The organism is Serratia sp. JSRIV004 (assembly GCF_019968705.1).
Taxonomy (GTDB): domain Bacteria; phylum Pseudomonadota; class Gammaproteobacteria; order Enterobacterales; family Enterobacteriaceae; genus Chania; species Chania fonticola_B.
Genome location: NZ_CP074140.1, coordinates 1,676,241 through 1,687,533, shown reverse-complemented (window position 1 = coordinate 1,687,533; position 11,293 = coordinate 1,676,241). Strand labels below are relative to the sequence as shown.

Annotated in this window: 11 protein-coding genes; 7 read left to right on the top strand and 4 right to left on the bottom strand. The window is 55.9% G+C overall.

Annotated elements, in window-relative coordinates; genetic code table 11:
• Positions 1-84: 84 nt before the first annotated feature.
• Entirely contained in the window at positions 85-810 is a 726-nt protein-coding gene (locus KGP21_RS07925; protein ID WP_223537746.1) for an ankyrin repeat domain-containing protein, read from the bottom strand.
• A 295-nt stretch (positions 811-1,105) separates the two neighbouring features.
• Positions 1,106-2,491 carry a cysteine--tRNA ligase gene (cysS, locus tag KGP21_RS07920; RefSeq protein WP_021805415.1) on the bottom strand — a complete coding sequence of 462 codons (1,386 nt, stop codon included), beginning with the start codon at positions 2,489-2,491 and terminating at the stop codon, positions 1,106-1,108.
• 286 nt (positions 2,492-2,777) lie between these two features.
• On the opposite strand from cysS, the gene ppiB reads away from it, so the two are divergent.
• The 4 genes from ppiB to purK all read left to right on the top strand — a co-directional run bounded on the left by ppiB (position 2,778) and on the right by purK (position 5,725).
• Complete coding sequence (gene ppiB / locus KGP21_RS07915) at positions 2,778-3,272, top strand: peptidylprolyl isomerase B (protein ID WP_021180066.1); 495 nt, start codon at positions 2,778-2,780, stop codon at positions 3,270-3,272.
• 10 nt (positions 3,273-3,282) lie between these two features.
• Positions 3,283-4,005: a UDP-2,3-diacylglucosamine diphosphatase gene (gene lpxH / locus KGP21_RS07910; RefSeq protein WP_209528419.1), complete on the top strand. Its 723-nt coding sequence runs from the start codon at positions 3,283-3,285 to the stop codon at positions 4,003-4,005.
• A 131-nt stretch (positions 4,006-4,136) separates the two neighbouring features.
• Entirely contained in the window at positions 4,137-4,661 is a 525-nt protein-coding gene (gene purE, locus KGP21_RS07905) for a 5-(carboxyamino)imidazole ribonucleotide mutase (protein ID WP_021805417.1), read from the top strand.
• Positions 4,658-5,725, top strand: coding sequence for a 5-(carboxyamino)imidazole ribonucleotide synthase (gene purK, locus KGP21_RS07900; protein WP_223537743.1), 1,068 nt, complete (start codon positions 4,658-4,660; stop codon positions 5,723-5,725). Before purE ends, purK begins: the two co-directional genes overlap by 4 nt.
• Before the next feature lie 58 nt (positions 5,726-5,783).
• On the opposite strand, the gene ybbP is transcribed toward purK, so the two are convergent.
• Positions 5,784-8,216, bottom strand: coding sequence for a putative ABC transporter permease subunit YbbP (gene ybbP, locus KGP21_RS07895; RefSeq protein ID WP_209523122.1), 2,433 nt, complete (start codon positions 8,214-8,216; stop codon positions 5,784-5,786).
• A complete protein-coding gene (gene ybbA / locus KGP21_RS07890) occupies positions 8,213-8,899 on the bottom strand; it encodes a putative ABC transporter ATP-binding protein YbbA (RefSeq protein ID WP_037375255.1) in 687 nt (228 codons plus the stop codon). Before ybbA ends, ybbP begins: the two co-directional genes overlap by 4 nt.
• Here ybbA and tesA point away from each other — a divergent pair.
• The 3 genes from tesA to KGP21_RS07875 all read left to right on the top strand — a co-directional run bounded on the left by tesA (position 8,870) and on the right by KGP21_RS07875 (position 11,250).
• The gene (tesA, locus tag KGP21_RS07885) at positions 8,870-9,508 is read left to right on the top strand and encodes a multifunctional acyl-CoA thioesterase I/protease I/lysophospholipase L1 (protein WP_051363221.1); all 639 of its coding nucleotides are present in this window, start codon (positions 8,870-8,872) and stop codon (positions 9,506-9,508) included. The two genes, ybbA and tesA, sit on opposite strands and share 30 nt — an antisense overlap.
• A 25-nt stretch (positions 9,509-9,533) precedes the next feature.
• Positions 9,534-10,310: an SDR family oxidoreductase gene (locus tag KGP21_RS07880; protein ID WP_021180073.1), complete on the top strand. Its 777-nt coding sequence runs from the start codon at positions 9,534-9,536 to the stop codon at positions 10,308-10,310.
• 85 nt (positions 10,311-10,395) lie between these two features.
• Positions 10,396-11,250, top strand: a complete 855-nt coding sequence (locus tag KGP21_RS07875; protein ID WP_021805422.1) for a co-chaperone YbbN — start codon at positions 10,396-10,398, stop codon at positions 11,248-11,250.
• Positions 11,251-11,293: the final 43 nt, after the last annotated feature.

Genomic DNA, 11,293 nt, shown 5'->3' with positions numbered 1-11,293 from the left:
CTGTAAGAATGGGCCGTGCCAAGGAGAGGTATTTTCCAACTGCGGCGAGATTGGCCGCAGTTGGAAATCTATTACCTATAATCCTTACTCACAGCTGGATTTACCGGTTTTATGATTGATGGCACCTTTGGATATCAACAGATTAGCAACATCAGTAAACCCATTTTCACAGGCACCACTGAGAGGACTGGCGTCAATTTTTGGATTTTCGTTCTTCGCCACCACATTTATATCCGGGTTAAACTGCAGAATGTATTTTACCACCTCAAGTCTTCCATCCACTGCGGCGACCATAAATAAAGTTTCACCATCTTGCTCGACAGCATCCCAGTCGACATCACCCTTTAAGCGCTCATGAAGATATTTTACAACCTCCGCGTTTTTCCCCATGACGGCTGATTTGACCGAATGATAAACATCAGCCCTATCCGTTGCTCGAATATCAGCACCCTGTTCGGTAAGATACTTAACCATATCCAAATAACCAATAAAGGCAGCCCATCCTAAAGCGGTCTGTCCCAGGGAGGCTTCATCCTTCGCTTCCAGATTCTGCCCGGCCGCCACCATTCTTTTTACCTCTGACAAATTTCCCTGTTTAACTGCATCGAACCAGGCTGCATCAGGACCTTCTGACGGTTTCTCATAAAAGATACGATGTGACAGCAATTTATCATTGGCGATTTCATGCATCTCTTCATAGCTAAATCTAAATTTTGATAAATCAACTGAAGATTTATTTTCCTGAGCATGTAATCCAAGGGGTAAAAATGTAAAAAAGGCGGCTGTAAATATAATATTTTTTAAGTTCATAATTAACTCCATGTAATATATTTAATTTGAGCACATTCCTAAACAATAGCTCATCCAACATATCCGTTATGTGCCGTTCTTATAAAGATTAAAGATACTAGTATTCCCACAAAATAATCACAACGCATAATTTTGCACAATAAGTTCAAAAAAACTGATTAGCTATAACGATTTATGCAGGGGTGTTTTTAAGCCACCCGCTTGGCGAAAATGAGATTTGATGGGTAAACCAAAGGAGAGATCCTAGTAGCAAGGACCCACTTGTAAAAAAGTGGGTCCTTAGTCTGATTACTATTTACTTACGACGCCAGCTAGTCCCCTGCGGGCCATCTTCCAGCACGATATTCATCTCGTTCAACCGATCGCGAGCGGCATCTGCCAGCGCCCAGTCTTTGGCGGCACGCGCGTCGTTACGCTGTTTGATCAACGCTTCAATCTCTGCCACTTCCGAGTCGTCCGCTTGCGCTCCACCTTGCAGGAACTGTTCTGGTTCCTGTTGCAGCAGGCCTAAGACCTTGGCAAGCTTACGCAGCTCTGCCGCCAACCCATTCGCCGCCGCCATGTCTTCGCTCTTCAGACGGTTTACTTCACGCGCCAGGTCGAACAACGCGGAATAGGCTTCCGGGGTGTTGAAGTCGTCGTCCATGGCTTCACGGAAGCGCGCTTCAAAGGCTTCACCGCCAGCAGGTTTGGCATTAGCGTCGGTGCCACGCAGCGCGGTATATAAACGCTCCAGCGAAGCGCGAGCCTGCTTGAGATTCTCTTCGCTATAGTTCAGTTGGCTGCGGTAGTGGCCAGACATCAGGAAGTAACGCACGGTTTCGGCGTCGTAGTAGCCCAGCACGTCACGGATGGTAAAGAAGTTGTCCAACGACTTCGACATCTTCTCTTTATCAATCATCACCATCCCGGAGTGCATCCAGTAATTGACGTACGGGCCATCGTGTGCGCAGCTGGATTGAGCAATCTCGTTCTCGTGGTGCGGGAACATCAGATCGGAACCACCGCCGTGAATGTCAAAATGGGTGCCTAGCTGTTTGCAGTTCATGGCCGAGCATTCAATATGCCAGCCAGGACGGCCTGGACCCCAAGGTGATTCCCAGCTTGGTTCGCCCGGCTTGGACATCTTCCACAGCACGAAGTCCATCGGGTTGCGTTTTACATCGTCGATTTCCACGCGCGCACCGGCTTGCAGTTGCTCCAGATCCTGACGGGAAAGCAGGCCATATTGTGGATCGCTATCGATGGAGAACATCACGTCGCCGTTGCTGGCCACATAGGCATGATCGCGTGCCAACAGGCGTTGGGTGATCTCGATGATTTCTTCGATATGATGGGTGGCTCGCGGCTCCTGATCCGGGCGTTCGATCAGCAGCGAATCAAAATCGGCGTGCATCTCTGCCAGCATACGCGTGGTCAGTTGATCGCAGGTTTCACCGTTTTCTGCCGCACGACGGATGATTTTATCGTCCACGTCGGTCACGTTACGCACGTAGTTCAGCGAATAGCCGAGGTAACGCAGGTAGCGCGCTACCACGTCGAAAGCAACAAAGGTACGCCCGTGGCCGATATGACACAGGTCATAAATGGTTACCCCGCACACGTACATACCGACTTTACCGGCATGAATGGGCTTAAATTCCTCTTTTTGACGACTCAGGGTATTAAATATCTTTAGCATCAGGGCTGTCCGTGGTGTGCGTGATAACAAACATATCCGCATATTGAAACCCGAAGGCTGTTCTATTGCAAGGTCAAGCCCAAGGATTGCTGAATTGATCGGCAGAAAATTGCGTGGGATCGGAATTAACCTGATCCAGACTAAGATAACAACACGTGTATTTCTGCCGCGAAACTGCCACCCTAGCCACTGCTGACTGATTAATTGAGATATGTTATAAAGTCGGTCTGATTGCTCACACGCCTTCCTATGTGACAGCTCATTTCATCTTGCTAGGACTAAAACTATGGTTACTTTCCACACCAATCACGGCGATATCGTTATCAAGACCTTTGCTGACAAGGCACCGGTTACCGTTGAAAACTTCCTGAACTACTGCCGTGAAGGCTTCTACAACAACACCATCTTCCACCGTGTCATCAACGGCTTTATGGTTCAGGGTGGTGGTTTTGAACCTGGTATGCGTCAGAAAGACACCAAAGCAACCATCAAGAACGAAGCTAACAACGGCCTGAAAAACACCCGTGGCACCCTGGCAATGGCTCGTACCAACGATCCACACTCTGCCACCGCCCAGTTCTTCATCAACGTGGTAGATAACGACTTCCTGAACTTCCGTGCTGAAAACTCCCAGGGTTGGGGTTACTGCGTATTTGCCGAAGTGGCAGAAGGCATGGACGTGGTCGAGAAGATCAAAGCGGTAAAAACTGGCCGCAGCGGCATGCACCAGGATGTACCGGTTGAAGATGTCGTGATCACCAGCGTTACCGTCAGCGAGTAATCGCGGCTGCATGAGCACGCTGTTCATCGCAGACCTGCATCTATGCGTACAGGAACCGGCAATTACTGCCGGTTTTCTGCGTTTTTTGCAGCGTGAAGCCGTTCACGCCGATGCGTTATATATCTTGGGCGATCTGTTTGAAGCCTGGATTGGCGATGACGACCCCGAGCCGTTACATCGCGAAATTGCCGCCGCACTCAAGGCGTTGCACCAGGCCGGAGTGCCCTGCTACTTCATTCACGGCAACCGCGATTTCCTGTTGGGTAAGCGCTTTGCCAGGCAGAGCGGCATGATCCTGCTACCGGAAGAGCAAGTCGTCGAGCTGTATGGCCGCAAGATCCTGATCCTGCACGGTGATACCCTGTGCACCGACGATCAGGCCTATCAAGAATTCCGCAAGAAAGTTCATAACACCTGGATCCAACGTGCTTTTCTGGCTCTCCCCCTGCGCTGGCGCTTGAAGATCGCCGCTAAAATGCGTGCTCGCAGCCAACAAAGCAACCAATACAAATCCACCGCGATTATGGACGTCAACCCGCAGGCCGTTGAGCAGGCCATGTTGCGCCACAACGTCCACTGGATGATCCACGGCCACACTCATCGCCCAGCAGTCCATCCGCTGGCATTACCAAACGGTAAAGCCCATCGCGCGGTGTTGGGAGCCTGGCATACACAAGGCTCAATGATTAAAGTCACGGCAGATGCCGTGGAACTTATCGAGTTCCCCTTCTAGGCCGTTTTCCAGCTTTTGATGGTAAAAACCGTCGACGCAACCGTTTTCCTCTCCCTGTACCCATGATATGCTCTACGCCCTCATACGGCCTGCCAGCCGACGTTTGTCCACATCACAGGAGCCATGCACTCATGGGAGCCACCGCTACTTCAGCCGCCAACGCTGGGGTTAAAATCGCAATCGTAATGGGTTCAAAAAGTGACTGGGCCACTATGCAGTCCGCGGCCGAAGTTCTGACCACGCTGAATGTCCCGTTCCATGTCGAAGTTGTCTCCGCCCACCGCACGCCGGACAAGCTGTTCAGCTTTGCCGAACATGCCAAGGCCATGGGTTTTGACGTGATCATCGCCGGTGCCGGTGGTGCTGCGCATCTGCCAGGCATGTTGGCGGCCAAAACGCTGGTTCCGGTGCTGGGTGTGCCGGTGCAAAGCGCTGCATTGAGCGGTGTCGATAGCCTGTATTCCATCGTGCAGATGCCACGCGGCATTCCGGTGGGTACGCTCGCCATCGGCAAAGCCGGTGCGGCCAACGCCGGGTTGCTGGCAGCACAAATCCTGGCGCTGCACGATGCCGGGCTGGCACAGCGGTTGGCACAGTGGCGTCAGGCACAGACCGACGAGGTGCTGAACCATCCAGACCCACGGGAGGATGCATGAAGCCGGTTTGCGTACTGGGTAACGGCCAGTTAGGGCGTATGCTGCGCCAGGCCGGTGAGCCGTTGGGCATTGCGGTTTATCCTGTCGGTCTGGATGCCGAGCCGGAAGCGGTGCCCTATCAAAACGCGGTGATCACCGCAGAGATCGAACGCTGGCCAGAAACCGCCCTGACCCGCGAGCTGGCGACACACAATAACTTCGTCAACCGCGATATCTTCCCGCGTCTGGCCGATCGCCTGACGCAGAAGCAACTGCTCGATCAACTTCATCTCGCTACCGCGCCTTGGCAATTGCTGGCAAATGCTGGCGAATGGCCCCAGGTGTTTGCCACCTTGGGTGAGTTGGCGATCGTTAAACGCCGCGTGGGTGGTTACGACGGCCGCGGCCAGTGGCGTTTGCGCCCGGGCCAAGAGGCTGAGTTACCGGCGGATAACTATGGTGAATGCATCGTCGAGCAGGGGATTAATTTCTCTGGCGAAGTGTCGTTGGTGGGTGCCCGTGGTCACGATGGCCAATCGGTTTTCTATCCGCTGACCCACAACCTGCACGAAGAAGGCATTCTGCGTACCAGCGTGGCGCTGCCACAGCCTAACCCGGCGTTGCAACAGCAGGCCGAGCAGATGTTGGCTGCGATCCTCGATGAGTTGAACTACGTGGGTATAATGGCGATGGAGTGCTTTATCGTCGGTGACAGCCTGTTGATCAACGAACTGGCTCCGCGTGTCCACAACAGTGGCCACTGGACGCAGAACGGCGCTTCCATCAGCCAGTTTGAGCTGCATTTGCGGGCTATCTTGGGGCTGCCGCTGCCTAAGCCAGTGGTGAATACGCCTTCGGTGATGGTCAATCTGATCGGCACGGCGGTGAATCAGCAATGGTTAGCCCTGCCGCTGGTGCATTTGCACTGGTATGAGAAAGAGGTGCGTGAGGGACGTAAGGTGGGTCACCTGAATCTCAACGATCCCGATGCGGCCTCTTTGCAACAGGCGTTGCAGGCATTAGCACCGCTGCTGCCAGCCGAGTATCAAAGTGGCTTGGCCTGGGCACAGCAAAAGCTGGGATAATCCGTTCACAACTGCAAATTAAGGGTTCAGCCACGCTGAACCCTTTTTTATTCGCCGTTTACCCTTCGTAGCTGCGGAACAACGCCCGGCCGCGCAGCAGGCGCACGCCAAGCCAGCCGCCACACAGCGAGAGCAGCAAGGCACTCAGCAGCGGTAACGCCCACCACAGCACCGGCGTAGGTGCCCACGGGAAGTCGAACACCTTGGTCTGCAACAGCCAAAGCGCCGCTTCTGCCCCCACCGCCGCCGCGATCCCGGCTACCAGCCCAAGCAACGCAAACTCGCACCACAGCGTACCGCGCAGCAGGCGTTTACCTGCGCCTAGCGTGCGGTAAACCACCAGCTCCTGCCTACGTTGCCGCATCCCTACCTGTACCTGAGCCATCAACAACAGACCGCCGCAGATCACCACCAGCACCACCATCACCTCCAACGCCCTGCTCACCTGCTGCAACACGCCGCCGACCTGCTTGAGGATCGAACCGATATCCAGCAGGCTCAGGGTTGGGAACTGGCGGTTAAGCTGGGTCAGCACCTTGCCGTCACCGTCATAGCGGAAGCTGGTCAGCCAGGTTTGTGGTTGGCCGTCCAATGCACCCGGCGGGAAGATAAAGTAAAAGTTCGGCTTCAGGCTTTCCCAATCCACCTGCCGCAGGCTGGTGACTTTGGCACTGAACGATTGAGTATCGCCGCTGAACGTCAAGGTATCGCCCAGCTGGATCTTGAGCCTGCCGGCGATCCCTTCATCCATCGAGACCTCGCCGGTTTTCGGCGGCCAGGTGCCTGCCGTCAACGGGTTATGATCCGGCAGATCGCTTTGCCAGGTCAGATTCAGTTCACGGTTCACCGCCTCGCCACCGGGATCGTCTTCATGCACCCGCTCCGTCGCCACCTGCTGGTTAATTTCAGACAGGCGTACACGCACGATGGGATAGAAGGTTTCCTCATGCAACTGATGCTGTTGCAAGAAGGCTTTCACCTGTGGAACCTGTGCCGTGGTCATATTCAGCAGGAAATAGTTCGGGCTGTCCGGCGGTAACTGTTGTTGCCAGCGATCGAGCAGATCGCCACGCAAGACCAGCAGCAGGGCCAGTAGCATAAACGACAGCGAGAACGCCGCTAACTGGCTGATCGTCACCCAAGGCTGATGCAACAGGCGATTCACCGCCAACCGCAGCGCCAGATTTTTCAGCGTGATGCGCCGCAGCAGCAACAGGCTGCCCCAGCCTATTCCCCCTAGCAGCAAGGCCAGCACCACCATACCGGCCAGAATGGCCCACAGTAGCGTACTTGCCCCCATTAATACCGTCAGTAGCCCGACCACAATCACCGCAGTAGCTGGCAGGAAGTAACGCAAAGGCCAGACGTTAGCCACCACATCCCGGCGCAGTACGCGCAGTGGCTGAGTCGCCAGCAGTTGTCGGTACGGGCGCAACCCAACCAGCAGAGAAATCATGACCAGAGCCCCCATCGCCCACAGCCACGGCCAGCCCCCGGCTGCGGGGAGTTCCCCCGGCAACACCGGTGCCAACAAGCGGATTAACACCGCTTCAAACCCGAGACCAATCACGCTGCCGCAGGTTCCCGCCAGCAGTAACACCGCCAACCACTGGCCAATAATCAGCTTGCTGAGCGCCTTTCTGCCAGCCCCCAGGGTTTTCAGCACCGCAATCAGGTCATAGCGGCTGCGGCAATAGTGACTCATGGCTACCGCTACGGCGGCAATCGACAGCAGCAAGGTCAGCAATGCCGAAAGCAGCAGGAACTGTTGGGAACGCTGTAGCGATTTGCCTAACGCACTGCCGGATTCCTCTAACCCATACCAGCGCTGATCGGGTTTGAGCTGCGGTTTGAGACGTTCTTCATAGCGTTGAATATCGGTTGGCGCACCGGCAAACATATAACGGTAGGTCAGGCGGCTGCCCGGCTGTACCGCTCCGGTTTTATCCACATCGGCCAGATTGATGATAATGCCAGGTGCAGTCTGGAACGGATTGAAGCCAGAATCCGGCTCCTGCACGATTTCACCGGCGATGCGTAACGTGGTATCCCCCACCTCCAGATTGTCGCCGACCTTGATATCCAATAATGCCAACAGACGCGGAGCCACCAGCACGCTGCCCGGCACAGGTTTGAGATTGGCTGGCAGGGTTTCCAACTGCCCATACAGCGGATAGGCCGCATCAGTAGCCTTGACGTTGGCCAGTAACGGACGATCCCCTGCGTAGGTCATGGTGGTAAAAGAGAGCTGGCGGCTGACTTTCAGCCCCTGTTGTTGGGCATCGAGCAGCCAGCCTTCCGGCACCGGGCGCGCGGTACGCAATACCCGATCCCCGGCGATAAAGTCGCGGCTTTGCTGGCTCAAGCCTTTGTCCATGCGATCGCTGATGCTGCCCAGTGCCAACACGCAGGCCACCGACAGCGTCAGCGCCAGCCAGACGATCAGCAGCGAAGGCGAACGCCATTCACGCCAGAACCAACGCCAAATCATGCTTCCTCCCACAGCTTGCCTTCACGCAAGCGCAGCCGCCGCTGACAGCGAGCCGCCAGGGTCTCGTCATGGGTGACCAGGATCAGTGTGGTGGCGAAATCGCGGTTGAGGGAGAACAACAGATCGGCAATGCGCTCACCGGTCTGGCGATCCAGGTTGCCGGTGGGTTCATCGGCGAACAGCACCCGAGGGCGGCCACTGAACGCCCGTGCCAACGCCACACGCTGTTGCTCCCCGCCGGAAAGTTGCGCTGGCAGGTGATTAAGACGCTTGCCTAATCCCAGCTGTTCCAACAGTTGCACCGCTTGGTCCCGGCTTTGACGATCGCTTTCACCACGCAGCAGCGCAGGGAGTTGTACGTTTTCCAACGCGTTCAAGGTGGGGACCAGCATGAAAGACTGGAACACAAAACCGACGTTTTTTGCCCGCAGCGCAGCTCGCCCTTCTTCATCCAGCGCGGTCAGCGATTCCCCCAGCAGGCTAACTTCGCCTTCGCTGCCGTCGTCCAGCCCGGCAAGGATGCCCAACAAGGTCGATTTCCCCGAACCGGACTCGCCGATCAGCGCAATTGTCTGCGCGGGTTTGACAACCAGCTCGACTCCGGTAAGGATGGTAAGCTGATGCTCACCCTGACCAACGTGTTTACTAAGATGATGAACTTCAAGAACGTTTTCCGCTGGCATCTTCCCTTCCTTTTGCTGTTGGGATTATTCAGTTTACGTGCTGTCGCGGCCGATACCTTATTGATTTTGGGCGACAGTTTAAGTGCTGGCTATCGGTTGCCGGTAGCGCAGGCCTGGGCCACTCGCCTGGCCGATGAGTGGCAGAAACAACCTGGCCACCCGACCGTGGTCAATGCCAGTATCAGCGGTGACACCGCCGCTCAGGGGCTGGCACGCTTGCCCGAGCTGTTGAAACAACATCAGCCCCGCTGGGTGCTGATCGAGCTGGGGGCCAACGATGGTCTGCGCGGCTTCCCGGCTGCGGATATCGAGCGCGACCTCAACCAGATTATCACGCTGGTTTTGCAGGCGGGGGCCAAACCGCTGCTGATGCAAATTCATATTCCGCCAAACTATGGCCGCCGCTACACCGAGGCCTTCGGGGCGCTGTATCCTGCGTTGGCCAAGCAGTTCAACATCCCGCTGCTGCCGTTTTATATGGAACAGGTGGTGATCAAACCGGAATGGATGCAGGATGACGGTTTGCACCCCAATCAGGATGCCCAGCCGTTTATCGCCACCTGGATGGCGCAACAGCTGGAACCACTAGTTAAACATGAGTCTAACTGAATAGGGTTAGCTACTAGGTAAAGTTATGCAAAAAGCGGTATTGATAACCGGCTGTTCCAGCGGGATAGGATTGATTGCAGCGCAAGATCTGCGTAACCGTGGCTATCGCGTGCTGGCCGCCTGCCGTAAGCCGGAAGATGTGGAAAATATGCGCCAGCTTGGGCTGGAAGGCATTGAGCTGGATCTGGACGATAGCGCCAGCGTAGAACGCGCCGCCGCGCAGGTGATCGAGCTGACCAACGGGCGGCTGTACGGTCTGTTCAACAATGCCGGTTTCGGCGTTTACGGGCCACTCAGCTCGGTTTCACGCCAACAGCTGGAACGGCAATTCTCCGCCAACCTGTTTGGCACCCACCAGCTCACCCAGTTGCTGCTGCCAGCCATGCTGCCGCATGGTGAAGGGCGCATTATTCAGACCAGTTCGGTGATGGGGTTAATCTCCAGCGCCGGGCGTGGGGCCTATGCCGCCAGCAAATTTGCGCTGGAAGCCTGGTCGGACGCGTTGCGTATGGAGCTGCACGGCAGCGGCATTCAGGTCAGCCTGATCGAGCCAGGCCCGCTGACGACCCATTTCACCCAGAACGTCAATCAGGCGCAGAGCGATAAACCGGTGCACAATCCAAGCATCGCCAAGCGTTTGACGCTGCCTGCCGAAGCGGTGTTACCGAAGCTGCGCCACGCGCTGGAAAGCCCCAAAGCCAAGCTGCGCTACCCGGTTACTCTGCTGGCGCATACCATGAGCATCCTGCGCCGCCTGCTGCCGGGCCGTGCACTGGACTGGTTATTGCGCAGTAATGGTTAAGCAAACGGGGGCCAAGGGTTGAAGCGCGCCGCTTTGCCCCCATCTAGAGTAGATTGGCTCCGCAAGATCAGATTAGAGAGAAACCATGCTAGCTCAAGCCGTTGTTGATATTAACGAAACTAACCTGCACCAGACTCTGGAACAGTCCATGTCCCAGCCGGTGCTGTTCTACTTCTGGTCGGATCGCAGCCAGCACTGTCTGCAGCTCACCCCGATACTGGATAAACTGGCGGCGGAATACGCAGGTCAGTTCGTTCTGGCGAAGGTGGATTGCGATGCCGAGCAGGCAATCGCCGCCCAGTTTGGCCTGCGTTCCCTGCCAACCGTCTATCTGTTCAAGGATGGCCAGCCGGTTGATGGTTTCCAAGGGCCGCAGCCGGAAGAGATGATCCGCGAATTCCTGCAGCGTTTCCTGCCAAAAGCCGAAGACCTCAAGCTGGCGGAAGCCACTGAGCTATTGCAGGAAGACCGTGCAGCAGAAGCTCTGCCTTTGCTGAAAGATGCCTGGAGTCTCAGCAATCAGCGCAGCGATATCGGCCTGACGCTGGCGGAAACCCAGATCGCCCTGAACAAGACGGATGATGCCGAAGCGGTGCTGGCGACCATTCCATTGCAGGATCGCGATACCCGTTACCTCGGCCTGGTGGCGCAGATTGAGCTGATGAAACAGGCTGCCGATACGCCAGAAATTCAGCAGTTGCAGCAGCAGGTTCAGCAACAGCCGGAAAACGTCGAGCTGGCCGTGCAGCTAGCCTTGCAACTGCATCAGGTTGGCCGCAACGAAGAAGCGCTGGAATTGCTGATGGGTCATCTGAAAAAGGATTTGGCGGCGGCTAACGGTAGCGCCCGCAAGACCTTGATGGATATTCTGGCCGCACTGGGGACTGGCGATGCGCTGGCCGCCAAATACCGTCGCCAGCTGTATTCACTGCTGTATTAATCGAACATGGGCGCAGCCGCACGGTTGCGCCCCGCATGAAACA